Below are 23,353 nucleotides of genomic sequence, written 5' to 3' on the forward strand. Positions count from 1 at the left end.
CTGGCATAATTGCGCGCATGCTGATCGCCGTCGCCGTCAACCCGCGCGCATCCTTTGGCCGGGCGCGGCACGCCGGGAAGGACGCGGCGGCGCACTTCCGTGCAGCCGGGGCGGAGGTCCTGCTGCTGTGCGAGGACAGCTATGCCGGGCTCGCACAGACCGTTGAAGATGCGCTGGAGTCCGGCGTGGATGCCCTCGTGGTGGTGGGCGGCGACGGCATGGTCCACCTCGGGCTCAATGCGATTGCCGGTGCCGGCCGTCGGGTTCCGCTGGGCATCATTCCCACCGGGACGGGCAACGATACGGCCCGGGCGCTGGGCCTGCCGCTGCACAACCTCACGGCGGCCTGCGAAAGGGCGCTGGAGTCTTTGGCCGACGGCGGCCGGATGATCGACGCCGGCAGGATCACCGCTGGAGGATCCTCCCGCTTGTTTGCGGGCGTCGTCTCGGCCGGATTCGATGCCGCCGTCAATGAGCGGGCCAATGACTGGCGTTGGCCGCGCGGCAAGATCCGCTACCAGCTCGCCATGCTTCGGGAACTGGCGTCGTTCCGGGCCATCGATTACACGGTGACGGCCGACGGCGAGCGGTGGCAGCAGGGCGCCATGCTGATTTCCGTCGCCAACGGCCAGTCGATCGGCGGCGGGATGATGATTGTCCCGGAAGCCGTCCTCGATGACGGCTACCTGGACCTGTTCATTGTCAGCAGGCTGTCCCGGACCGGGCTGCTGGCCGTGTTCCCGAAAGTGTTCGCCGGCAAGCACGTGGGCCACCCCGCCGTGCAGCTTCGCCGGGTCCGCACCGTGGAACTGTCGGCCAGCAACATCGTGGCCTACGCCGACGGCGAGCGGATCGGGGCGCTCCCGATGACCATCGAGGTCGTTCCGCGGGCCGTCTGCGTTTTGGCGTAGTGGCGTGCCCGGCGTCGTCGCCTAACTGCTGGGGACCAACCTCGATGACCCAGTACACCTAGCTGCCCGGCGTAGCGGCCGGCGCGGCCTTGCGCGGGGACAGCCTGTTCAGTGCCAGGGCGCCCACGAGCAGCCCGAAGTCACGCAGAGCGACGTCATAGAAGCCGCCGAGGATGATCAGGTTGATGATGATGCCCAGCAGCCAGGCAGCCACAAGCGCCGATCCGAAGCGCGGGCGCAGCGCCACCGCTACACCGGCGGCGATTTCCACCACGCCAACGATGTACATGATCGTCTGGGCCGGCAGCGGAACCACCTGGGTCACCACGGGGGCCAGATACATGGTCCAGTCGGTCAAAAGGTTCGTGAACTTGTCCAGGCCGAACAGGATCGGCGCAACCGTAAAGACGGTCCGCAGCAACAGGAAGGCCTGGCGGTCCCTTGTGGGCTGATGCGTCGGAGTGGCGAGGGCTGGGGAAACTTTCATGGCATTGCTCCTTCTAAAAATGGATACTTCGATTTTAGAGGCCCGCACGAGGATTAAGCAATGATTCTTGTTTTTAGAGATATTCTTGTCTCATGACCAAGCCTCCGTGGAACCACAGGCTTGCGGCGGTCGCGTCGCTGGGAGACGAGAGCCGCAGGAGGCTGTTTGACTTCGTCGCCTCAGCGGCAGATGCCGTTGGCCGGGACGATGCAGCCCAGGCCGTCGGCCTGGCGCGGAGCACCGCCTCCTTCCATCTTGACCGGCTGGTGAAAGACGGGCTGCTGGCCGTGGAGTTCCGAAAGCTCGGAGGGCGGGAGGGCCCCGGTTCCGGCAGGCCCGCCAAGCTGTACCGGGCCGCCGTGGACGAGGTCGCGGCCTCCGTTCCCGACCGCCACTATGACCTCGCCGCCGAACTGCTGGTGTCCGCGATCGAGGACGCAACCAGCGGCGGCGGATCGCCGCGGGAGGCCCTGCTCCGGGCTGCCCGCGCCAGGGGGCAGTCAGCGGGTGAGTCGGCAGCCCGCGCAGCCGGCCGCGAGCCGGAAGGGGCCGCCGGGGCGGCGGAGGCGGACCGGACCGCCGGTCCCGATGGCGCCGGTCCGTTCGCGGACTTCCTGGCGGGGCAGGGCTACTGCCCGGCGGACGACGGCGGCGGGGGACTGGTGCTGCTGAACTGCCCGTTCCACCGGCTCGCCGCCGGGCACGCAGACGTGGTGTGCGCCATGAACGGCGCCTTCCTCGGCGGGGCCTCAACGGCCCTGGGGATCGACCCGGACCGGATCGAAGCGCTCGCCATCGAAGATCTCAGGGAGCAGGGCGGCGCGCAGCCCGGGCAGTGCTGTGCCCGTATTCTGCCATCGTGACCGGGCTGCCTGCGTGACCCTGCCCGCCTGAAGCGGCGGCGACCGTCCCGGCCGGGGCCCTGCCGGCGGGCCGGCCGGCACTGCGGGCCTGGCCCTTGATTCCGGTCAGCAGGACGCCGGCGATCACCAAGAGGCCGCCTACGATCTGCACTAGGGTGAGCGGCGTCCCGAGCAGCACGGTGATGATCGCGGTGAAGACGACCATCAGGTTGAGGTAGTTTCCCGCGGTCCCGGGCGGGGTGGTTTTCAGCGCCAGGTTCCACAGCAGGTAGGAACCAAGGGACGGGAACAGGGCGATGTACGCCATTGACCAGCCCTCGGCCGCGGTGTCGGGAAACTGCACGTTCATGGCGAGGGCAAACGGCGCCAGCATCACGGTCGCGATCACCACCTGCACCGCTGTGGCCGCGATGGGCGGCACAGTCAGCCGGCGGGCAATGATCGTGTAGAAGCCCCAGACGATGATCGCGCCGATCATCATGAGCTCACCGGTGTTGATGGAGAGGCTGACCACGCGGGCCAGGTCGCCCTGGGTCAGGACGAGCAGCACACCCAACAGGCCAAGGCAGATGCCGAGCCAGCCCAGCCGCGTGGTCTTCTCGCCGAGCAGGATGATCGCCATGACCACGATGAGGGCCGGGTTTGCGGCCGTCATCAGGGAGGCGTTCATCGCGGACGTGAATCCGAGCGCGCCGTAGAGCAGCAGCGTGTAGCCGCTCATGCCCAGGACACTCAGCAGCAGGAGCACTCGCCAGTGGCGCAGCACGGCGCCCCAGTCGGGCTTTTCGATGAAGTGGGCCAGGACCAGCAGCGGCACGGCGGCCAGGGTCCAGCGCCAGAAGGTCAGCTCCAGCGGGGGCATGGAGGCAACGGCGGCCCGTCCGACGACGAAATTGCCGGACCAGAACAGGGTCGCCAGCACAAGGCAGAGGGGCGCTTTCACCGCTTGAATGTACACCAGCACCGTGCTCTTCACCGTCCCTCCGCCCGGCGCCCTCGCCCCGGGCCTTCGGCCCGGCACTATGCCTTCGCCCTAACGCTGCGCCTTCGCCCTGGCCCCGCGGCTGCCCGGGTGCACGCAGGTAGAATTGGGCTGTGCCTGTCTACCTCGATCACGCCGCCACTACCACCCTCGCCCCGGAAGCGCTGGCCGCACTGACGCGCGAACTGGCCCGGACCGGCAACCCCTCATCGCTGCATGGATCGGGCCGCCGTGCCCGGCGTTCCGTGGAGGACGCGAGGGAAGTACTCGCGGCGGCCGCCGGCGCCCATCCCTCGGAGGTCATCTTTACCTCCGGCGGGACCGAGGCGGACAACCTGGCGGTCAAGGGCCTGTACTGGGCCCGCCGTGCCGAGGATCCCGCGCGTAACCGCATCCTTTGTTCCGCCGTCGAACACCATGCGGTGCTGGACACCGTCGAATGGCTCGAACGGCATGAGGGCGCCGAGGTTTGCTGGCTCCCGGTCGATGCCGCGGGCGTCGTGGACCTGGCCGTGTTCGAAGCCGAGCTGTCCCGGGATCCGGGCTCGATCGCACTGGTGAGCGTCATGTGGGCCAATAATGAGGTCGGCACCATCCAGCCCGTCGCCCGGGTTGTGGAACTGGCCCACGCTGCCGGCGTACCGGTCCACTCCGACGCCGTCCAGGCCTTCGGTTCCCTGCCCGTTGACTTCCGCGGGACGGGCCTGGACGCCATGTCCGTCTCCGGGCACAAGATCGGCGGACCGGTCGGCGTCGGTGCGCTGATCCTGGGCCGGGCGGTGAAGCTGACCCCCGTCCAGCATGGCGGCGGGCAGGAACGCGACGTCCGTTCCGGGACGCTGGACACCGCCTCGATCGCCGCGTTTGCCGCGGCCGCCGAGGCCGTTGCCGCGAAACTCCCCGAGGAAGCGGCCAGGATCGCGGCCCTTCGGGACCGGCTGATCGAGGGGGTCCGTGCGGCCGTCCCCGAGGCCGTCCTGCGGGGTGCCCCGGGCCCCGGGCGGCTGCCCGGCAATGCGCATTTCACGTTCCCCGGCTGCGAAGGGGACTCGCTGCTGTTCCTTCTGGACCTCGCCGGCGTCGAATCCTCCACGGGCTCCGCCTGCACCGCGGGTGTTCCGAGGCCCTCCCATGTGCTGCTGGCGATGGGCCTGGATGAGGACACGGCGAGGGGGGCGCAGCGCTTTACGCTCGGGCATTCCTCGACCGACGCCGACGTCGATGCCCTGCTCGCTGCGCTGCCGGGCGCCTATGCGCGGGCCCGCCAGGCGGGCATGGCCGGGCATGAGTCCAGCATCCAGACCGCGGGAACAGTCGCGCGGGAGTCTGCCCGTCAAGCCCCCGCAGGGAGTTAATCCAGGAGCTGATCCAGGGGTACTGAGGAGTCGGCAAGCAGGTCCGGGCTCACGGCGGTGCGGGCGTTGATGAGGGCCTTGATCGCCTTCTGCGGCTTGGCGGCGCGGGGCCAGTTGACGTTCATTCCGGCGATCACCCGGCCTTCCTGCTGCCAGAACGCAATGAACTCCTTGTCCGCCAGTGAGCCGCGGATGACCGGTGGCCCGGCAACGAGCGTCGGGAAGCCCGAGTACTCCATGCTGACGTCGTACTGGTCCGTGTAGAAGTACGGGATGGTGTCCAGCGTGGCGTCGAGGCCGAGCATCGCCTTGGCGGCCACCTTGCCTCCATTGAGGGCATTGGACCAGTGCTCGCTGCGGTGGTGCTCGCCGGTGAACGGGTGCAGGGCATTCGCGACGTCGCCGGCGGCGAAGATCACGGGCGCGGAGGTCCGCAGCGACGCGTCGGTGAGGATGCCGTTGCGGATCCCGAGGCCGGCCGCCTCGGCCAAGCCGACCTCCGGCACGACCCCGACGGCGACGACCACCAGGTCGGCGGGCAGCACTTCGCCGGCATCGGTGACCACTGCCGTCGCCCGTCCCGACTGCCCCTGGATCCCGGCAGCAGACGCCGGAAGCCTGAACCGTACGCCGTGGGCCTCGTGCAGCTCGCGGAAGAAGCCACCCAGGTCCGGGCCGATCGCCGCGCCCAGCGGCACGTCCTCCAGCCCCATCAGGGTAACCGTGTTTCCAAAGGTGCTGGCGGCGGCGGCCAGTTCCATCCCGATCCAGCCGGACCCGACCATGACCACGTTCAGGCCACCTTCGGCGAGGCGGGCGTGCAGGCGCCGGCTGTCCTCCACCGTCCGGAACGTGCTGACGCCGTCGAGCCCGCTGCCGGGCAGCGGGATGGTCCTGGGCCGCGCTCCCGTGGCGAGCAGGAGCGAGCCGTACTCCAGCCGCTGCCCGTGCTCCAGAACCACGGCCCGGGCCGCCGGGTCCAGCGCCGTGGCCTGGACGCCAAGCCGGAGGTCGACGTCGTTCGCGTCGTACCAGTCCTCGGGCACCACCGGCAGGGTGTCGTCGCCGGCCTTGCCCAGCAGGTACTCCTTGGACAGCGGCGGGCGCAGGTAAGGCGGGTGGGACTCGGCGGCCACCAGCACCACGGGGCCGCCGAATCCCTCCGCCCGCAACGTCTTGGCGGCGGTGGCACCGGCCAGCCCGCCGCCCACGATCACGATGTTCCCGACAACCATGTCCGCTCGATTCCCGCGAGTGCGCAGTTCCGTTTTCTAAAACTGCTTATCCTGACGCTAGAAGGGGGACGCGGCCCCGTCAAGGCCTTTTGGGGAGGATTCGGCGTGGCGATAGAATGGCGTAGCAGGCATTGTGCTATTTCCGGGGGCCGGCAGTACCAGTGCAGTTAAGCCCAGTTGTGAAGCCCAGTTGTGAAGCCCAGCAGTACTGCAGCTGTGAACAGCACCCCCGGAGCCTGCGACACCCCGAACCCTAGAGAAAGCCAGTATGCGAGTTCTTGCAGCCATGAGTGGCGGCGTCGATTCCGCCGTTGCCGCCGCCCGCGCCGTCGAGGCGGGGCACGACGTCGTCGGCGTCCACCTCGCGCTGTCCCGGATGCCGGGCACCCTGCGAACCGGCAGCCGAGGCTGTTGCACGATCGAGGACTCCCGTGACGCCTGGCGTGCCTGCGACATCCTCGGGATCCCGTACTACGTCTGGGACTTTTCCGAGCGGTTCAAGGAAGATGTCGTCCAGGACTTCATCGATGAATACGCCGCGGGCCGCACCCCCAATCCCTGCATGCGCTGCAACGAGCGGGTCAAGTTCGCCGCCCTGCTGGAGAAGGCCATCGCCCTGGGCTTCGATGCCGTGTGCACCGGCCACTACGCCAAGGTCATCACCGACGCCGACGGCAACCCCGAACTGCACCGAGCGGCGGACTGGGCCAAGGACCAGAGCTATGTGCTCGGGGTGCTGACCCACGAACAGCTCAAGCACTCGATGTTCCCGCTGGCCGAGACGCCGTCCAAGGCTGAGGTCCGCGCGGAGGCGGAGCGCCGCGGCCTTTCCGTGGCGAACAAGCCGGACAGCCACGACATTTGTTTCATCCCCGACGGCGACACCGCCGGCTGGCTCGCCGAGAAGATTGAAATGACCACGGGGGACATCGTGGACGAATCCGGCGCGAAGGTCGGCGAGCACCCGGGCGCCAACGCGTTCACCGTGGGCCAGCGCCGCGGGCTGAAGCTCGGCACCCCGGCCGCGGACGGCAAGCCGCGGTTCGTGCTGGAGATCCGGCCCAAGGAGAACAAGGTGGTGGTGGGCCCGGAGGCGCTGCTCGCCATCGACGAAATCCGCGGCATCAAGGTCTCCTGGGCGGGGCTGCCCATCGCCGAGGTGGCAACGGGCGAAGAGTTCGACTGCTACGCCCAGGTCCGCGCCCACGGCGACCCCGTCCCGGCCCGCGCGCACATGGCGGGGGACGAGCTGGTGGTCACCCTCACCGAGCCGCTGCGCGGCGTGGCCCCCGGCCAGACCGTCGTGCTCTACCAGGGCAGCCGCGTGCTCGGCCAGGCCACGATCGATGCCGCGCGCTCACTGCAGCGGGCCGCTCTCTAGCCGCCCGCCACACCGAATCCAGCGAAGGGTCCCGCCAGATGGCGGGGCCCTTCGTCGTTCACCCGACGGCCGGCGGGCCAGTGACCCTGCCGAAGATCCGGGCGGAATCCTGAAGAAAATGAGAGAAACCTTCGAATCGTGTAAATTTTGTGTCTCAACTCACAAAATGCAACGTTTCACCGAATGATTGTCTGGTTGAATCTAGGGATCAGCAAAGCGTGCCGCCCGACGAGTCCTTCGTTTCACTTCGGGTTGCGCTAGAACGCATCGAACAGAAAGTTCACAGATGGCAATGAACAAAAAGGCCTGGCAGAGCGTCATCGCGCTCGCCGGGGTTTCCGCCTTTGCACTGACGGCCTGCACCGGGCCGACCGGCGGCGCTGGCGGGTCATCAGCCGCAGCAAGCGGTCCGATCGCCTACGGCACCACGGACAAGGTCACAGCCTTGGATCCGGCGGGCGCCTACGACAACGGTTCGTTCATGGTGATGAACCAGATCTACTCCTTCCTCCTCAACTCGAAGCCGGGCAGCGCAGATCCCGTGCCGGACCTGGCCGAGTCCGCGTCCTTCACCTCGCCGACCGAGTACACGGTCAAGCTCAAGCCGGGCCTCAAGTGGGCCAACGGCCACACGCTCGACTCCAAGGACGTCAAGTTCTCCTTCGACCGGCAGACCAAGATCAATGATCCCGCCGGTCCCGCAAGCCTGCTGACCAACGTCGAAAGCATCACCGCCCCCGATGCGAACACCGTGGTCTTCAAGCTGAAGCAGGCGAACGACCAGACCTTCGCCCAGATCCTCAGCAGCCCCGCCGCGCCGATCGTAGACGATGAAGTCTTCCCGGCCGACAAGCTGCTTGACGACGACTCGATCGTCAAGGCCAAGGCCTTCTACGGCCAGTATGTGATCGACACGTACAAGAAGAACGAGCTGATCAGCTTCAAGGCATTCCCGGACTACCAGGGAGTCCTCGGCAAGCCGGCCAACGACGCCGCCACCATCAAGTACTACGCCGACCCCACCAACATGAAGCTGGACATCCAGCAGGGGAACATCGACGTCGCTAACCGCAGCCTGAGCGCCACCGACGTCGATGACCTGAAGAAGGACTCCAAGGTCAAGGTCAACGTTGGCCCCGGCGGCGAAATCCGCTACATCACGTTCAACTACGACACCATGCCGTTCGGTGCCAAGGCTGCCGACGCCGATCCGGCCAAGGCGCTCGCCGTCCGCCAGGCCATCGCGAACCTCGTTGACCGCCAGTCCATCGCGGACCAGGTCTACAAGGGCACCTACCTGCCGCTGTACTCCAACGTTCCCAGCGGCTTCCTGGGCGCCAACGAATCGTTCAAGGACGCCTACGGCGACGCCGGCAAGCCGAGCCTGGACAAGGCCAAGAAGGTCCTGGCCGACGCCGGTGTGACGACCCCCGTCTCGATGAACCTGCAGTACAACCCGGACCACTACGGCAAGTCCTCCGGCGACGAGTACGCCATGATCAAGGACCAGCTGGAGAAGTCCGGTTTGTTCAAGGTCAACCTGCAGTCCACCGAATGGGTCACCTACAGCAAGGCCAGCCGCGCCGACGAATACCCCCTGTTCCAGTTCGGCTGGTTCCCGGACTTCAGCGACGCCGACAACTACCTGACCCCGTTCTTCCCGGAGGGCGGCTTCCTGAAGAACCACTACAACAACCCGACCGTCAACGACCTGATCAGCAAGCAGCTCACCACCGTCGATAAGACTGAACGCGAGTCCACGATCAAGGATGCGCAGAATGCCCTCGCCAAGGACATCTCGACGCTTCCGTTGCTCCAGGGCGCGCAGGTTGCCATTTCCGGCAGCGGTGTCAAGGGTGTCGATTCCACCCTCGATGCCTCCTTCAAGTTCCGTTTGGGAACTATTTCCAAGTAAGGCTGCACCTGTGCTGACCTGACCAGCCTGCCAGGCGGGGCGCCCTCGAGGCGCCCCGCCTTTGCTGGTCATTGCCGCACCCTGCAGTCCACGCCGGCCCGCCCAAGGCCGCGACAGCACAATCTTAGGTACCAATGACAACATTGACTGAGGCGCCGCTAAACGACGCCGACGGACTTCTTCCGTCCAAGAAAAAATCCTCGGGTGGGGGCTTGGGGACCTACATCCTGATCCGGTTCTTCCTGATCATTCCGACCATATTCATCCTGGTGACGTTGGTCTTCTTCCTGATGCGGGTCATCGGCGACCCCATCACCGCCGCCCAGGGCGGCAGGCTTCCCCCGGAAGCGCTCGCGCAGCGCATCCACGACGCCGGCTACGACCGCCCGATCCTCGTGCAGTACCTCGAATATGTTGGCCAGGTGGCGACCGGCAACTTCGGCACCACCATCACCGACCGCCGGCCCGTGGTCGAAATGATCATCACGTTTGGCACGGCAACCCTGGAACTGGCCATCAACGCCCTCATCGTGGCGCTCGTGGTCGGCATCCCGCTCGGGCTTATCTCCGCCTACAAGCGCGATAAGGCACCCGACGCCGTCCTGCGGTTCTTCGCCATCCTCTGCTACGCCACCCCGGTGTTTTTCGCCGGCCTGCTGATGAAGCTGGCCTTCTCCGTCTGGCTCGGCTGGCTGCCCGTCGCAGGACGGGCCTCCACCAGGACCGAACTGGCCATGGGAAGCCTGGCCGCACCGACCGGGATCTACTGGCTGGATGCCTTGCGCAGCGGCAACATGGCCGCGTTCGGCGACGTCGCGGCCCATTCAGTCCTCCCCGCGCTCACCCTCGGGCTTCTGACGGCAGGGGTCTTCCTGCGGCTGGTCCGCACCAACGTCATCGGCACACTCGGCAAGGACTACGTCGAGGCCGGCCGGTCCCGTGGCGTCAGCAATTACCGGCTCGTGACCAAGCATGCCTACAAGCCTGCCCTCATCCCGATCATCACGGTCATGGGGCTCCAGATTGCCCTCCTGCTCGGCGGCGCCGTCCTCACGGAGTCCACCTTCGAGTGGAAGGGCCTCGGCTACCAGCTGGTGCAATACCTGAATGCCCGCGACTTCGTGGCCGTCCAGGGAATCGTCGTAATGCTGGCGGTCATCGTTGCCGTGACGAACTTCATCGTGGACGTCGTCGCAGCCCTGATCGACCCGCGAGTGAGGTACTAGCCATGAATGCAACCAAAGTAAGCGGGCGCAAGCAGCCCCTCGTCTACCGGCTGCCGGTGATCTCGCATTTCCGCTCGAGCGTCGGGCTGCAACGCGGCATGCTCGTTACGGGCATGGTGCTGGCCGCCGTCTTCCTGCTCGTCGCCGTGTTTGCGCCGTGGATCGCGCCCTACGGGTTTGCCCAGCTCAGCGACGCCGCCGGTCCCTTCCCGACCCAGCAGCCCCCCAGCCCGGCCCACATCTGGGGCACCACGGTTGGTGGCTATGACGTCTATTCGCGGGTGCTCTGGGGTGCCCAGACGGCCGCCGTGGTGATCATCGTCGCCGTCGCAATGTCGATCTTCCTCGGCGTAGCCCTCGGACTCGTCAGCGGCTACTTCGGCGGCTGGCTCGACCGGGTGTTCGTGGTGGTCGCCGATGCGATCTACGCTTTCCCGTCCCTGCTGCTGGCCATCGTGATGTCAATCGTCATCAGCCACGGCCAGTCCAGTTTCTGGGGAGGCATTGTTGCCTGCTCCATTTCCATCTCGGTGGTGTTCGTCCCGCAGTACTTCCGCGTCATCCGTGCCGAGACCATCCGGCTGAAGGCGGAGCCGTACGTCGAATCGGCCAAGGTGGTGGGGGCCTCCAGCATCCGCATCATGGGCCGGCACATCTTCAAGAACGCAACCCGCACGTTGCCGCTGATTTTCACGCTGAATGCGTCCGAGGCCATCCTGACCCTGGCGGGCCTTGGCTTCCTGGGGTTCGGCATCGAGCCGACCTCCGCCGCCGAGTGGGGCTATGACCTGAACAAGGCCATTGCAGACGCCTCTTCGGGCATCTGGTGGACCGGTGTCTACCCCGGTACGGCGATCGTCCTGACCGTGCTTGGGCTGACCCTCGTCGGTGAGAGCATCAACGACCTCAACGATCCCCGCCTGCGGGGCCGCAAGAAGGCTGTGGCAGGCAAGGGTGGACCGGACTCAACCGCCGGTGCCCAGGCTGCACTCGAAGCAGAATCGAGAGTTCTATGACCATCAACATCGACAAACCCGGCGCAGGCGCAGGCCCTGTCCTTGACATCGACCGCCTTAAGGTCACCTTCGCCACCGACGCCGGGGATGTGTATGCCGTCAAGGACGTCAGCCTCACTGTCAACCCCGGCGAGGTCGTGGCCATCGTTGGCGAATCGGGATCCGGCAAGACCGTGACGGCCAAGACCATCCTGGGACTGCTGCCGGAGACGGCCATCAGCCAGGGCGCGGTCCTGATCAACGGCAACAACGTCATCAGCGTCAGCGAGGCGAAACTGCGGGAGATCCGGGGCCGCGATGTGGCCATGGTGTTCCAGGAACCATCCACCGCCCTTAACCCGGTCTTCACCGTGGGCTGGCAGATTGCCGAGGGCATCCGCGCGCACGCCGGCAGCGGCGGCCGCAGCAAGGTCTCGGCCAAGGAAGCCAAGGCGCGGGCAATTGAAGCCCTCCGCAAAGTGGGCATCCCGGACCCGGAAACGCGGGTCAACTACTACCCGCACCAGTTCTCGGGCGGCCAGAAACAGCGCGTCGTGATTGCCGCAGCGCTGGCCCTGAACCCTGGCCTCATAGTGGCGGACGAGCCGACGACTGCCCTGGATGTCACCGTGCAGGCCGAGATTCTTGAACTGCTGCGGGACCTGCGCGACAACTACGGAACGTCCATCGTGCTGATTACGCACAATATGGGCGTTGTCGCTGACCTCGCCGACCGCGTCGTGGTCATGTACCAGGGCGACGTTGTGGAGGAGGCATCCTCACGGGTGCTCTTCGCCCAGCCCAAGGAGGACTACACCAAGAAGCTCCTCGCCGCCGTCCCGCACTTGGGCCGCAACTCCGCGTCCGAGGGCATGGTGGAACGCGCCCATCAGGGGGGCAAAGTGCTGGTCGAGGCAAAGAACCTGACCATCGAGTATCCGGGGCGGCTCGGCAGCCCGGGGTTCAAGGCAGTCGACGGCGTCAGCTTCACCGTGTCCGAAGGCGAAGTCTTCGGTCTCGTGGGGGAGTCGGGCTCCGGCAAGACCACCATCGGCCGGGCGATCGCCGGCCTCAACCGGACCACTGGCGGCAGCCTGAAGGTGCTGGGCTACGAGATGCTGAACTTTAAGGAGCGTACCTTCAAGCCGCTCCGCAAGGAGATTGGCTTCGTGTTCCAGGACCCGGCGGCCTCGTTCAACCCGCAGCTGACCATCGGCGACTGCGTGGCGGAACCGCTGATCATCCACTCCAACCCGACCGCGGCCGAGGCGCGCAAGCGGGTCGGCGAGCTGCTCGAGTCCGTGCAGCTGCCGGCGTCGTACGCTGACCGCTTCCCGCACGAACTCTCCGGCGGGCAGCGCCAGCGTGCCTCCCTGGCGCGGGCGCTTATCCTGAACCCGAAGCTGCTCATCGCCGATGAGCCGACGTCGGCCCTGGACGTGTCCGTGCAGGCCGTGGTGCTGGAGCTGTTCAAGGAGATCCAGCAGGAGTTCGGCTTCGCGTGCCTGTTCATCAGCCACGACCTCGCCGTGGTGGACATGCTCTCCCACTGGGTCGGCGTGCTCTACAAGGGCAAGATGGTGGAGCAGGGCCTCGGCAACCAGGTGATGGGCAACCCGCAGCACGACTACACGAAGAAACTCATCGCATCCTTGCCCGTTCCGGATCCCGACGAACAGGCAAGGCGCCGCGAGGCATTCAAGGCCGTGCTCCACAGCTAACTGCCAGAACCGGGCACCGGCAAGGCCGCAGCCACATGGGCATGCGCACCGTTCGCCACGAACGGTGGGCATGCCCATTGGTGTCTCCGCGGGCGGCCTGCAACGGTGCTTAACAGCGGGAGGCATTGGCCGCAGAACCCCTAGACTGGGTCAATGACCGAGCAGAACCCCAATCTTCCCGAAACCGATTCCTACGACCCGGCGGCAAGCTCCCTGGCCGGTTCCGTGGATCCCGCGGTCATGGCGGAGCTGCTGTCGATCCGCTCCAGCATCGACAACATCGATGCCACCTTGGTCTTCCTCCTCGCCGAACGCTTCAAAGCCACCCAGAAGGTCGGCTTCCTCAAGGCCGCGCACCAACTTCCCGCCGGGGACCCGGGCCGCGAAACGGCGCAGATCGCCCGGCTGCGGCACCTCGCCGCCGAGGCCCACCTGGATCCGGCGTTCGCGGAGAAATTCCTGAACTTCATCATCGGCGAGGTCATCCGCCACCACGAGGCCATCGCCGAGGACCACCAGGCCGCCCAGGCCTCCGGCTCCGCGGACCCCGCCCGCGCCGCGGGCGCCTAGCCATGGCCGCATCAGATGCTCCCGCACCGGGCCAGGTGACCGCGACGGCCCTTGGCCCCTGGCCGGGCGAGGACCCCGCCGAGGCCGCGCGCATCATCCGCGGGGAACTGGGCAGCCCGCACCTGCCGTTCCTCGCCGAACTTCCCGACCGCGGCGTCGGCTCCGATGCCCTGGGCCGGACCGCCTCATTGCTCGTGGAACTCGCCGTCGACGTCCAGCCGCATGGATGGCGGTTCGTGGACCGGCCCGGCAAGGACCTGCAGCGGGCCAAGTCGGCACTGTCCACCGACATCAACATCCTGGCGGACGTGATCGGCGTCGAGGAAGTGCCGTCGGACGATATCAAGATCCAGCTGCGCGGGCCGCTCAGCCTTGCCGCCGGCCTGCACCTGCACAACGGTGAGCGGGCCCTGATCGACTACGGCGCCCGCCGGGACATCGCAGACTCGCTCGCGGCAGGCGTGGAAGGCTACCTCAAGCGGGTGGCGGCGGCCGCCCCCGGTGCCCGGATCGTCGTCCAGATCGACGAACCTGAAATTGCCTCGGTGCTGGCCGGCACCATTCCCACCGCCAGCGGTTACCGGACCCTGCGCTCGGTGCCGGGCCGGGAGATTACCGAGTCCTGGCAATTGGTAATCGACGCGCTCCGGGCCGCGGGCGCCGTCGAAACCGTCGTGGCGGTCTCCGAGGTCGAGGCGCCGTTCGAGCGGATCCTGGCGGCGGGCGCGGATGGAATCGCCGTACCGCTTCGGGCCCTGACCTCGCGCCAGTGGGAACAACTCGCGGGCGCGGTGGAGGCCGGCAAGCGGCTCTGGGCCGGCGCGCTGGACGTGGCCGACCCTGCCGCGTCGCTGCCAAGGGTCCGCGACGTCGTGGAAGACGTGTGGCGCCCATGGCGGCAGCTGGGTCTCCCCGCGTCCACGCTCGGGGCGCTCCGGGTCACGCCGTCGGAGGGCCTGGCACGGCACTCACCCGCCACTGCGGCAGCGGTCCTGACCCGCCTGACCCAGGTCGCGGACGGCCTCAACCAGCTCGCCCTCGGCTAGCCCGGCACCTTCAGCCCCCGGCGGGCCCGGGCCGCAACCGGGCCCTGGCCGCCGGGGACCCGGTCAGACCCTGCTTTCCCAGCCGTCCGGGCGGGCGTGCCCGGGCAGGTAGCCCGGCGTCGCAATACCGCCGGGGTACGGCTCGAGCCGGTAGTCGAAATGGCCGGCGTAGACCAGCACCAGGCCGAGCTGGGGCTGGATCACCTTGACCTGGATCCGGTGCCGGCCGCCGTCCTGCGGCTCCCACCACTGCTCGGCGTAGGCCTTGGCGTCGAGGGCTGCCGGCAGCGGGATCCGGAGCGGTCCCAGGAACAGCCGCGACGCCTCGGACACGCCGCGCAGCCGGCCCTCCGGTGTGACGCTGAGATTGAGGTCGGTGACCAGCCGCCGGTACCGGCCCACGTAGTCCACGAGCCCGGGCCCGCGCCCGCCGTTATCGCCGTCATCAAAGCTGGTGGTGTCCTGGAACAGCCGGGTGGTGTCCGGGAAGAAGATTTCCCGGCGGGCCGTCAGGCTTGACCGGCCGAAGGGGTCCAGGTGGGCGTGGTTCTCGATCCGGAAGCGCACGCCCTCGCCGTATTCGGGGAAGAAGGCCTGCTCGCCGGTGGTGAGCCGCAGCAGGGGGCGCAGCCAGGCCTGCCGGCAGCCGACGACGTCGAACACCCCCTCGCCGACGCCATAGTGGCCGGATCCCGGCGCCAAAGCAAAGTATTCTTGAAGCTCGGGCTGCAGTCGGGCAAAGTCGCTGCCCAGGGCGCGCTCGTAGATCGGGGTGTTCACGGGTTCCTCCTGCGGTCCGGGCCGGTTCACTGGGCCTGTCCACAGCATGCAGGACAACGCGGCAATTGTCACAGCGTCCCGTGCGGCGGCGGGGTTCCGGCAGCGGTGGCAGGCCCGGTTGCACCATGCCGGCGGGCCGCCCGATACGACAAAGCCAATTCAATGGGGGAATATATAACTATGAAGGCACGCATTCTGGTAGTGGATGATGACGAGGCACTGGCCGAGATGATCGGTATTGTGCTGCGCAATGACGGCTTCGAACCCGTCTTCTGCGCTGACGGCGCACAGGCGCTGGACGTGTTCCGCTCCGCCAAGCCGGACCTCGTGCTGCTCGACCTCATGCTTCCGGGGATGGACGGCATTGAGGTCTGCCGCCAGGTCCGTGCCGAGTCCGACGTCCCGATCGTGATGCTCACTGCCAAGGCGGATACCTCGGATGTGGTCCGCGGCCTCGAGTCCGGGGCCGATGATTATGTGCCCAAGCCGTTCAAGCCCGCCGAGCTCGTCGCCCGGGTCCGGGCCCGGCTCCGCCCGGGTGACCAGAAGGCCCCGGAAACCCTGCGGATCGCCGACGTCACGATCGACGTGGCCGGCCACCTGGTCAGCCGCGGCAACGACCGGATCTCCTTGACGCCGCTGGAATTCGACCTCCTCGTTGCCCTGGCCCGCAAGCCGTGGCAGGTCTTTACCCGCGAACTGCTCCTGGAGCAGGTCTGGGGCTACCGGCACGCTGCCGACACCCGGCTGGTCAATGTCCATGTCCAGCGGTTGAGGTCCAAGATCGAACGCGACCCGGAAGCCCCCGAAGTTGTATTGACGGTCCGTGGTGTCGGCTATAAAGCAGGTTCCTGAGCCTGCGGACCGCAGTGTCCGGCAGGCCATAGCAACGGATACGTCGCCGGACACGAGGCCGGCCGAACCATCCGCGGCGCCATCGCCAGAGTCATCAGCAGGCACCTCGATGCCCCGCGCGTCCGAAACGCCGCCTGCCGGCGGCGGGCCGGGCCCTTTGCGCCGTCTCGCCTTCCGGACCCGGTTGTGGGCCAAGCGCGCAAGGATCGTGGGCGTCCGGGTCGCGCGGCTGGTCCGCACCGGGATGCAGCGCCTGTGGCCCGGCATCCTGTACCTGCTCCGGGCGGTGCAGCGGAAGTGGCGGCGGTCCCTGCAGTTCCGGACCGTCCTGACCACGCTGATGCTGGCCATGGGCTCGTTCGCTGTTGTGGGCGCCTACCTGTCCAACCAGATCGCCAACAACCTGTTCCAGGAACGGCTCGCCCAGGCCGAATCGGAGACGCGTTACAACGTCAAACAGGTCCAGGACACGTTCGACGGCGCCCAGGTCACGGACCAGTCCAGCGTCATCACCTTGGTCTATGACACCCTGAATGCGGTCGAAGGCCGCGGATCCGTGATCCAGCGGCGCTATGTCTTCGAGGCCATGCCGGAGCAGACCAAGCCGCGCAACCGTTGGGTTGAATCCCGGGCCTCGGACCAACTCACCATCGGCGTCATCCCCCCGGACCTGCGCAAGGCTGTGCAGGACTCGGGCAAGGACCAGTACTGGGCGTCCACCCAGTTCCCGGTAGGGACCGAAGACCGGCCCGGCATCGCCGTCGGCAACAAGGTGACCTTCAACGGCACCGTCTACGAGCTCTACCTCATCTATGACCTCAACACGGCACAGAAGACGCTGGACGAGATCCAGAATGTCCTGCTGGCCGGCGGCGCGCTGCTGGTGCTCATGATCGGCGGCGTCGCCTGGTATGTGACCCGCAACGTGGTCAGCCCCGTCAGCCATGCCGCCGTCGTCTCCGAGAAGCTCGCCGCCGGCCAGCTGCAGGAGCGCATGGTGGTCAAAGGCGAGGACGAGGTTGCCCGGCTTGGTGCCTCGTTCAACCACATGGCCGCAAGCCTCCAGGAACAAATCACCCAGCTGGCCACGCTCTCCCAGATGCAGCAACGGTTCGTCTCCGATGTCTCCCACGAGCTCCGCACACCGCTCACCACGGTGCGCATGGCCGCCGAAGTCCTCTATGACGCCCGCGACGACTTCGACCCGATCAACAAACGCTCCGCGGAGCTGCTCTACAACCAGGTGGAACGGTTCCAGTCGCTCCTGGCGGACCTGCTGGAAATCTCACGCTTTGACGCCGGCGCCGCCACCCTTGACGCCGAGCCCACCGACATTGTGCAGCTTGTCGCGCATGTCATTGAGGGGGTGGCGCCCGTCGCTGCCGAATACGGGTCCGCCGTCACCCTCAACGCCCCGGCCGGCAGCGTCATTGTCGACATGGACGACCGCAGGATCGACCGGATCCTGCGCAACCTGATCCTGAACGCCCTCGAACACGGCGAGGGCCGGCCGGTGAACGTTTCCGTGGCCGCCAGCGACACCGCCGTGGCCGTCGCCGTACGGGACCACGGAATCGGCATGACCCCGGCTGAGGCGGCGCGCGTCTTCGACCGCTTCTGGCGCGCCGATCCGGCCCGGGCCCGCACCACCGGCGGCAGCGGGCTGGGACTGTCCATTGCCGCCGAGGATACCAAGCTCCACGACGGCTGGCTGCAGGCCTGGGGGAGCAAGGGACACGGGTCGAACTTCCGCCTGACCCTTCCCCTGCGCCGGGACGAGCCGATCACCAGGTCCCCGCTCCAGCTCGAACCGGTCAACGTCGGGCTCCCCGAGGCAGGCCGCCAGCGGACCGTGGTGTTGCCGGACCCGCTACGGACCGCGGGCCGCGGGACCAGTGCTGAGGGGTCCGCGGGCGGATACGCAGACGGTGTCGATGGCGACTTTTCTGGCGACGGCGGCAGCGGTACCGCCGGCGGGGCAATCCCGGACGGCGGTTCGGCCGGAACCCGGGGAACCGGGACGGAGGGCAGGGCATGAGTGGGGTTTCGGGCAAGTTCACCCGTGTGGGGGCTGCGCTGCTGGCGCTCGTCCTGCTTCTGTTGACCTCGTGCGCCCAGATTCCGCGCTCGGGGCCGGTGGGCAAGAGCACGGACGAGAGCGCGGGCAACCCCAACGCCCCGGTCTTCTTCCCGGCCGCGCCGCGTCCCGGCGCCGGACCCGAAGCGGTGATCGAAGACTTCTACCTCGCCGGCAGCGGCTACGAGGACGACTACGCCGTGGCCCGGCAATACCTCACCCAGGGTTCGTCGGTGACGTGGAAGCCGGACCAGCGGGCGCTCGTGTTCCGCAAGGCCACTGTGGTGGCCAGTGGCGTCGAAAACGTCTTCAACTACCAGCTCGACCTCGCCTATTCGGTAGACGCCGACGGCGTGGCCACGCAGCTTCCCGAGGGCACCACCGAAAACATACCCGTCACCGTGACCCAGGTGGACGGTGAGTGGCGAATCTCCGATCTTCCGGACGGCACGGCCATTCCGGAAGAGACCTTCAAAGTCATCTACGGCGCTTACCCGATCTACTTCTACGACCCCACGTTCACCTACGCGGTGCCCGATGTCCGGTGGTTCATCCGCAAGAAGACCGTCAAAGCCATGACGAGCGCCCTCCTGGGCGGACCCGCCCCCTACCTCAAGGGCGCCGTCGTCAGCGCGTTCCCTTCGGGCATCAAGCTGGCCCGCGAGTCAGTGCCCGTGGTTTCCGGCGCCGCGCAGGTCGATCTCACCGCCAAGGACCTGGTCGAGGCCTCCAACGAGGACCGGCTGCGGATGCAGACGCAGCTGGCACTGACGTTCCGCAGCCAGCCCGATGTGATCAATGTCGAGCTCCGGGCCAACCAGGACCTGGTGCGCGTCGAGGACAACGGCACGGTCCTGCCTCCGGTCCAGAACGAAAGCGTCCCCGCCTACCAGATCGCCGTCAGCAACAATGACCTGGTCCGGTACGAAAACAACAGGCTTTCACCGCTCCCGGACGTCCGGTCCGTCGCAGCCCTGTCACCCCGGGCGCCTGCGGAGTCCACCGAGTCGCAGGCGGCCGCGTTCCTCAACGCCGCCCGCACCACGCTGTACTCGATCGTTCCGGGCCAGCCCGCCAGGGCGTTGACCACCCGGGCCGCACTGTCCCGACCTTCGTTCGGCCGGTACGACTGGGTCTGGACCGCCGGGCCGGGTGCCGGCGGCGCCACCGAGGTGGTGGCCTACCGGCCGGTCGGTGTGGCGGAGAACGCCAGCGTACCCACCGTCACCCTGTCGCCGGGGTGGCTCTCGGGCCGGACGGTCAAGGAGTTCCGGATTTCCCGGGACGGCACGCGTGCCCTCGTCATTTCCCAGCAGAACGGCAAGAGCAAGGTCCAGATCACCGGGATCATCCGGAACGCGGACGGCACCCCGAGGGACCTGACCGTGCCCCTGACCCTCCTGACCCCACGGGATCCGGATCAAGGCGTCTGGGTGGATGACACCACAGTCGCGGTCATGAAGGCCTCCGCCAGCGATACCGTCACCCCCGAGCTGTTGTCGCTGACCTCGGCACAGCCGCAGCAGCTGGCGCCGTGGCCCGGGCTGACCGCGCTCAGCGCAGGCAACGGACCAGCCGAGATCTACGGCCAGTCCGCGGAAGGGATCTTCCAGCGGCTGGGCAACGGCTGGTCACCGCAGCTCAAGGGCCCCATCGACCCCTCGTTCCCCGGCTGACCGGTGCCCCCTCGGACGGCGCCCCCTGCAACGACGACGGCGACGACGACGACGGCGGGGCCGCCATCACCGGGAGCCGGTGACGGTTCCGGCCGGGTGTTGTCCACATAGCTGCCCGCCGGGCTACTACCCGGGGCGCACCCGGTCCAGGATCGGAGGATGGACAGCCACACCACCCGCGTCCCGTCCGCCGATCCTGACCTCGCCCCGGCCGCGGCCAGGGCGGCGCGACACCGCGGGAGCTACGCGCGGCCGCTGGCGAGGCTGGGGGACCGGACAGCCGAAGCGGCGGCTGAGGTGCTCGCCCTGGCCATTCCAGTGGACTGCGTCTGCTGCGGGGCGGAGGACTCCGCACTCTGCGGCGCGTGCTCCCGGAAGCTGCGCCTGCTGACGCTCAGACCGTTCCGGGCAGAGGCCCAGGCTCCGGCCCTGATGGACATGGACGGCTCCGTGCTGCTGCCCGTGGTGGCGGCGGGGGCCTACCGGGCGGAGCTGGCGCAGTGCCTGCTGTCCTTCAAACGTCATGGGCAGGCCCGGCTGGGCGGCGAACTGGCCCGGGGCCTGGCGCGCGCCCTCCACGCCGCGGCCGGGCCCGGGCAGGGACTCGTGCTCGTCCCCGTGCCCACGAGCGCCGCCGCTTTCCGCATGCGGGGCTTCAGCCCCGTCCATCTCCTGCTCCGTCGGCTCGTCCGCGGCAATGAACTCGCAGGGTTCACCGTCGCGGACGCGCTGCGGAAATCCGTGCCGCCCGCGCGGACCACGAAACCCCCGGCTTTGCCCCTGTGGGACCGGTTACGCCCCGGCCCCACAGGAGCCCGCTCCCTGCCCGGCGGACAGAAGGGACTGGGCCGGGGTGAGCGCGCCCGGCGCGTGCGCGGATCCATGCGGGCCAGGTCCGGTCCGTGGCCTGCGCGAGTCGAAGGACGTCCCTGCATCATCGTCGATGACGTGCTGACTACCGGCGCCACCCTGGCGGAGGCGGCCCGTGCGCTCCGGGCCGCGGGGGCCATTGTCAGCGGCGCCGTTGTGCTGGCCGCGACACGCCCGCCGGCCGCCGCCGATGTCGGCGCCGCCAACCCCGCGGCGGCGCGGACGATCGGCGGGAGCCAAAAAAATAAACCGTAAAAGGATGAATAACAGGTGTCTATGAACTAACGTCGAAGATGGGTACCAAGAACAGATGTACCTGTCGATAGCGGCTCGGAAAGGGGCTCGACTGTCAGTCAGATCGGCCCCCGGGAAGTACCGCCGTCGTGTCACCGAAGTCATTTGGAGGGCACCATGGAGTTCATGATCAGCGGACGCAACTTGACGGTCTCAGACCGGTTCCGCGAATATGCCGACGACAAGATCTCAAAGATCGCGTCGTTGGGAGACAAGGTCCAGAGGGTAGACGCGAAGGTCACCAAAGAGACCAAGGCCCGCCAGACCGCCGAATCGCTCACGGTTGAGTTGACAGTCCTGGGACGCGGCCCAGTAATCCGCGCAGAAGCGAGTGCCGCCGACAAGTTCGCTGCGTTCGATCTCGCTTACAACAAGCTTCTTGAACGCCTGCGCAGGGCCAGGGACCGCAGAAAGGTCCACCACGGCCGGCATACCCCCAAGTCCGTCACCGAGGCGACGGCAGCCCTGGAGCCGGCCAGCCCCAGCGAACCCCTCTACGTCGAGGCGGCGCAGCAGCAGGAGAGCCAGGCGACGGCGGCAGAGAAGTCGCCGTATGAGGTCGAGAACGATATTCCGGCCGGCGACTCGCCCGTGCTGATCCGCCGCAAGGTGTTCGCCGCGTCCCAGCTCACCCTCGATGACGCCGTCGACAACATGGAACTTGTGGGTCACGACTTCTATCTTTTCGTGGACAAGGAGACCAAGGCGCCGTCGGTCGTCTACCGCCGTGACGGCTGGACCTACGGGGTCATCTCCCTGGACCAGACGTGCGAGCCCGGACATTCGAGTCTGGAAGAGAAAATCCTGGCCTACCGTTCAGAGGATGAGCCCGCCAGCGCATAAGCTGGTGCAGACTTTTCCGACGAAGGGACTAACGTGCAAGCATCGCTGAGCCTGGCACAGGCACGGCGGATCGCGTTGGCAGCCCAGGGACTGGACAAGGAACGGCCCACCGGACCCGTGAATGCACGGGCGGTGGGCCGTACCTTTGCCCGCCTGCACCTGGTTCAGATCGACTCCGTCAATGTGGTGTCCCGCAGCCACTTCCTGCCCTTCTTCTCGCGGCTCGGCAACTACGACCGCACCATCCTGGCGCGCATGGCGGGGACCCACCCGCGCCGGATGATGGAGTACTGGGCCCACGAAGCCTGCTTCATCCGCCCGGACCACTTCCACGATCTCGTGCAGTGGCAGAGCCGCAAATGGGTGGGCGCGCATGCGATGGACCCCGAATTGCGCAACGGGGTGGCGGCCAAGGTGCTCGAAACCCTGGCCGGCGGGAAGCCGCTGACCGCCGCCGAACTGACAGCCCGGCTCGGGCACGTGGAAGACCAGCAGCGGGACAACTGGGGCTGGAACTGGAACGCCGTCAAAAGGGTGCTGGAACACCTCTTCGAAGAGGGCCTTGTCTCCGCATCCTCGCGGACCGAATCCTTCGAACGGCGGTACACCCTCACCGCCCGGGTGCTCCCCGGACCGGACGGGGAAGCGGCGGCACCCGAACCGGATGCGGCCGCCGCCATGGACCGGCTGATCGACGCCGCGGCCCAGGCCCACGGTATTGGGACCGTGCGGTGCTTCGCCGACTACTTCCGGACACCGCAGAAGGACGCCGCCGTGGCCGTCCGGAACCTTGTGGACAGCGGCCGGCTGCAGCCGGTCACGGTAGCCGGCTGGGACCGGCCCCTGTACCGCCACACGGAGGCGAAACTGCCGCGCTCAGCCACCGGCCGGGCGCTCCTGAGCCCCTTCGACTCCCTCGTGTTCGAACGCCGGCGGCTCGAGGAGCTCTTCGGGTTCCACTACCGGATCGAGATCTACACGCCCGAGCCGAAGCGGAAGTACGGCTACTACGTCCTGCCGTTCCTGCTCCGCGACGCGATCGTCGCACGGGTCGACCTCAAAGCGGACCGGGCCGGCGGGCGGCTCCTGGCCAGGGCTGCCCATGCGGAACCCGGCGCGCCGGAGGACACCGCCGTCGAACTCGCCGCGGAACTGCAGCTCATGGCAGAGTGGCTGGGACTGGACGACGTAGTTGTCTCGCCAACGGGGAACCTTGCGCCGGCGCTCGCCGAAGCCATGGCTGCCCGGTGAACCGCACTATCCGCTGTGAG

General features: G+C 67.6%; 20 protein-coding genes. 16 read left to right on the forward strand and 4 right to left on the reverse strand.

The features are described from left to right. Positions 1-17 precede the first annotated feature (17 nt). Positions 18-911 carry a diacylglycerol/lipid kinase family protein gene (locus C566_RS0115085; protein ID WP_018775189.1) on the forward strand — a complete coding sequence of 298 codons (894 nt, stop codon included), beginning with the start codon at positions 18-20 and terminating at the stop codon, positions 909-911. Positions 912-969: 58 nt separating this feature from the next. On the opposite strand, the gene C566_RS0115090 is transcribed toward C566_RS0115085, so the two are convergent. Next, a complete protein-coding gene (locus C566_RS0115090; protein WP_018775190.1) occupies positions 970-1,398 on the reverse strand; it encodes a hypothetical protein in 429 nt (142 codons plus the stop codon). 92 nt (positions 1,399-1,490) lie between these two features. Between C566_RS0115090 and C566_RS0115095 the strand changes: the two genes are divergently transcribed. Continuing rightward, on the forward strand, positions 1,491-2,261 hold the full coding sequence (locus C566_RS0115095) for a helix-turn-helix transcriptional regulator (RefSeq protein ID WP_018775191.1): 771 nt from the start codon (positions 1,491-1,493) through the stop codon (positions 2,259-2,261). Here the strand turns inward: C566_RS0115095 and C566_RS21600 are convergent. Further along, on the reverse strand, positions 2,203-3,204 hold the full coding sequence (locus tag C566_RS21600) for a DMT family transporter (RefSeq protein ID WP_155846898.1): 1,002 nt from the start codon (positions 3,202-3,204) through the stop codon (positions 2,203-2,205). The genes C566_RS0115095 and C566_RS21600 overlap by 59 nt on opposite strands. Positions 3,205-3,356: 152 nt before the next feature. Here C566_RS21600 and C566_RS0115105 point away from each other — a divergent pair, with 152 nt between their 5' ends. Next, positions 3,357-4,598 (forward strand): cysteine desulfurase family protein, encoded by a 1,242-nt coding sequence (locus C566_RS0115105; RefSeq protein ID WP_018775193.1) that lies wholly within the window; start codon positions 3,357-3,359, stop codon positions 4,596-4,598. On the opposite strand, the gene C566_RS0115110 is transcribed toward C566_RS0115105, so the two are convergent. After that, positions 4,595-5,833, reverse strand: coding sequence for an NAD(P)/FAD-dependent oxidoreductase (locus tag C566_RS0115110; protein WP_018775194.1), 1,239 nt, complete (start codon positions 5,831-5,833; stop codon positions 4,595-4,597). The genes C566_RS0115105 and C566_RS0115110 overlap by 4 nt on opposite strands. Before the next feature lie 268 nt (positions 5,834-6,101). On the opposite strand from C566_RS0115110, the gene mnmA reads away from it, so the two are divergent. From mnmA to C566_RS0115145, 7 genes are all read left to right on the forward strand, one after another. Continuing rightward, complete coding sequence (mnmA, locus tag C566_RS0115115) at positions 6,102-7,214, forward strand: tRNA 2-thiouridine(34) synthase MnmA (protein WP_081627349.1); 1,113 nt, start codon at positions 6,102-6,104, stop codon at positions 7,212-7,214. 286 nt (positions 7,215-7,500) lie between these two features. Further along, entirely contained in the window at positions 7,501-9,129 is a 1,629-nt protein-coding gene (locus tag C566_RS0115120) for an ABC transporter substrate-binding protein (RefSeq protein ID WP_018775196.1), read from the forward strand. Positions 9,130-9,263: 134 nt separating this feature from the next. Continuing rightward, positions 9,264-10,355 (forward strand): ABC transporter permease, encoded by a 1,092-nt coding sequence (locus tag C566_RS0115125; RefSeq protein ID WP_026266736.1) that lies wholly within the window; start codon positions 9,264-9,266, stop codon positions 10,353-10,355. Positions 10,356-10,357: 2 nt separating this feature from the next. Next, on the forward strand, positions 10,358-11,371 hold the full coding sequence (locus tag C566_RS0115130) for an ABC transporter permease (protein ID WP_018775198.1): 1,014 nt from the start codon (positions 10,358-10,360) through the stop codon (positions 11,369-11,371). Then, positions 11,368-13,071: an ABC transporter ATP-binding protein gene (locus tag C566_RS0115135; protein WP_018775199.1), complete on the forward strand. Its 1,704-nt coding sequence runs from the start codon at positions 11,368-11,370 to the stop codon at positions 13,069-13,071. The genes C566_RS0115130 and C566_RS0115135 overlap by 4 nt, the downstream gene beginning before the upstream one ends. A 153-nt stretch (positions 13,072-13,224) precedes the next feature. Further along, a complete protein-coding gene (locus C566_RS0115140) occupies positions 13,225-13,641 on the forward strand; it encodes a chorismate mutase (RefSeq protein ID WP_018775200.1) in 417 nt (138 codons plus the stop codon). Positions 13,642-13,643: 2 nt separating this feature from the next. Then, positions 13,644-14,687: a hypothetical protein gene (locus C566_RS0115145; protein ID WP_018775201.1), complete on the forward strand. Its 1,044-nt coding sequence runs from the start codon at positions 13,644-13,646 to the stop codon at positions 14,685-14,687. Positions 14,688-14,750: 63 nt separating this feature from the next. Here C566_RS0115145 and C566_RS0115150 read toward each other — a convergent pair whose 3' ends face one another. Continuing rightward, positions 14,751-15,467 (reverse strand): DUF4166 domain-containing protein, encoded by a 717-nt coding sequence (locus C566_RS0115150; RefSeq protein WP_026266737.1) that lies wholly within the window; start codon positions 15,465-15,467, stop codon positions 14,751-14,753. Positions 15,468-15,647: 180 nt separating this feature from the next. On the opposite strand from C566_RS0115150, the gene mtrA reads away from it, so the two are divergent. The 6 genes from mtrA (at position 15,648) to C566_RS0115185 (ending at position 23,333) form a co-directional block, all read left to right on the forward strand. After that, a complete protein-coding gene (gene mtrA, locus C566_RS0115155) occupies positions 15,648-16,322 on the forward strand; it encodes an MtrAB system response regulator MtrA (RefSeq protein WP_018775203.1) in 675 nt (224 codons plus the stop codon). A gap of 109 nt (positions 16,323-16,431) precedes the next feature. Beyond that, entirely contained in the window at positions 16,432-18,360 is a 1,929-nt protein-coding gene (gene mtrB, locus C566_RS21605) for an MtrAB system histidine kinase MtrB (RefSeq protein ID WP_155846899.1), read from the forward strand. Then, positions 18,357-20,075, forward strand: a complete 1,719-nt coding sequence (locus C566_RS0115165; RefSeq protein WP_018775205.1) for an LpqB family beta-propeller domain-containing protein — start codon at positions 18,357-18,359, stop codon at positions 20,073-20,075. The genes mtrB and C566_RS0115165 overlap by 4 nt, the downstream gene beginning before the upstream one ends. A gap of 159 nt (positions 20,076-20,234) precedes the next feature. Then, positions 20,235-21,200, forward strand: coding sequence for a ComF family protein (locus C566_RS0115175; protein ID WP_018775206.1), 966 nt, complete (start codon positions 20,235-20,237; stop codon positions 21,198-21,200). Positions 21,201-21,356: 156 nt separating this feature from the next. Continuing rightward, the gene (gene hpf, locus C566_RS0115180; RefSeq protein WP_018775207.1) at positions 21,357-22,082 is read left to right on the forward strand and encodes a ribosome hibernation-promoting factor, HPF/YfiA family; all 726 of its coding nucleotides are present in this window, start codon (positions 21,357-21,359) and stop codon (positions 22,080-22,082) included. Between the two features lie 33 nt (positions 22,083-22,115). Next, complete coding sequence (locus C566_RS0115185; RefSeq protein ID WP_018775208.1) at positions 22,116-23,333, forward strand: winged helix-turn-helix domain-containing protein; 1,218 nt, start codon at positions 22,116-22,118, stop codon at positions 23,331-23,333. The last annotated feature ends 20 nt before the right edge of the window (positions 23,334-23,353 follow it).

It is taken from the genome of Arthrobacter sp. 131MFCol6.1, from assembly GCF_000374925.1.
In the GTDB taxonomy this organism is placed as follows: Bacteria; Actinomycetota; Actinomycetes; order Actinomycetales; family Micrococcaceae; genus Arthrobacter.

Bases quoted from the DNA above. Each gene is read 5' to 3' on its own strand.
- C566_RS0115090 (WP_018775190.1), bottom strand. From the start codon at position 1,398: ATGAAAGTTTCCCCAGCCCTCGCCACTCCGACGCATCAGCCCACAAGG.
- C566_RS0115140 (WP_018775200.1), top strand. From the start codon at position 13,225: ATGACCGAGCAGAACCCCAATCTTCCCGAAACCGATTCCTACGACCCG.
- C566_RS0115110 (WP_018775194.1), bottom strand. From the start codon at position 5,833: ATGGTTGTCGGGAACATCGTGATCGTGGGCGGCGGGCTGGCCGGTGCC.
- C566_RS0115095 (WP_018775191.1), top strand. From the start codon at position 1,491: ATGACCAAGCCTCCGTGGAACCACAGGCTTGCGGCGGTCGCGTCGCTG.
- C566_RS0115135 (WP_018775199.1), top strand. From the start codon at position 11,368: ATGACCATCAACATCGACAAACCCGGCGCAGGCGCAGGCCCTGTCCTT.
- C566_RS0115145 (WP_018775201.1), top strand. From the start codon at position 13,644: ATGGCCGCATCAGATGCTCCCGCACCGGGCCAGGTGACCGCGACGGCC.
- C566_RS0115125 (WP_026266736.1), top strand. From the start codon at position 9,264: ATGACAACATTGACTGAGGCGCCGCTAAACGACGCCGACGGACTTCTT.
- C566_RS0115175 (WP_018775206.1), top strand. From the start codon at position 20,235: ATGGACAGCCACACCACCCGCGTCCCGTCCGCCGATCCTGACCTCGCC.
- C566_RS0115130 (WP_018775198.1), top strand. From the start codon at position 10,358: ATGAATGCAACCAAAGTAAGCGGGCGCAAGCAGCCCCTCGTCTACCGG.
- C566_RS0115085 (WP_018775189.1), top strand. From the start codon at position 18: ATGCTGATCGCCGTCGCCGTCAACCCGCGCGCATCCTTTGGCCGGGCG.
- mtrB (WP_155846899.1), top strand. From the start codon at position 16,432: ATGCCCCGCGCGTCCGAAACGCCGCCTGCCGGCGGCGGGCCGGGCCCT.
- C566_RS0115165 (WP_018775205.1), top strand. From the start codon at position 18,357: ATGAGTGGGGTTTCGGGCAAGTTCACCCGTGTGGGGGCTGCGCTGCTG.
- C566_RS0115120 (WP_018775196.1), top strand. From the start codon at position 7,501: ATGGCAATGAACAAAAAGGCCTGGCAGAGCGTCATCGCGCTCGCCGGG.
- hpf (WP_018775207.1), top strand. From the start codon at position 21,357: ATGGAGTTCATGATCAGCGGACGCAACTTGACGGTCTCAGACCGGTTC.
- mtrA (WP_018775203.1), top strand. From the start codon at position 15,648: ATGAAGGCACGCATTCTGGTAGTGGATGATGACGAGGCACTGGCCGAG.
- mnmA (WP_081627349.1), top strand. From the start codon at position 6,102: ATGCGAGTTCTTGCAGCCATGAGTGGCGGCGTCGATTCCGCCGTTGCC.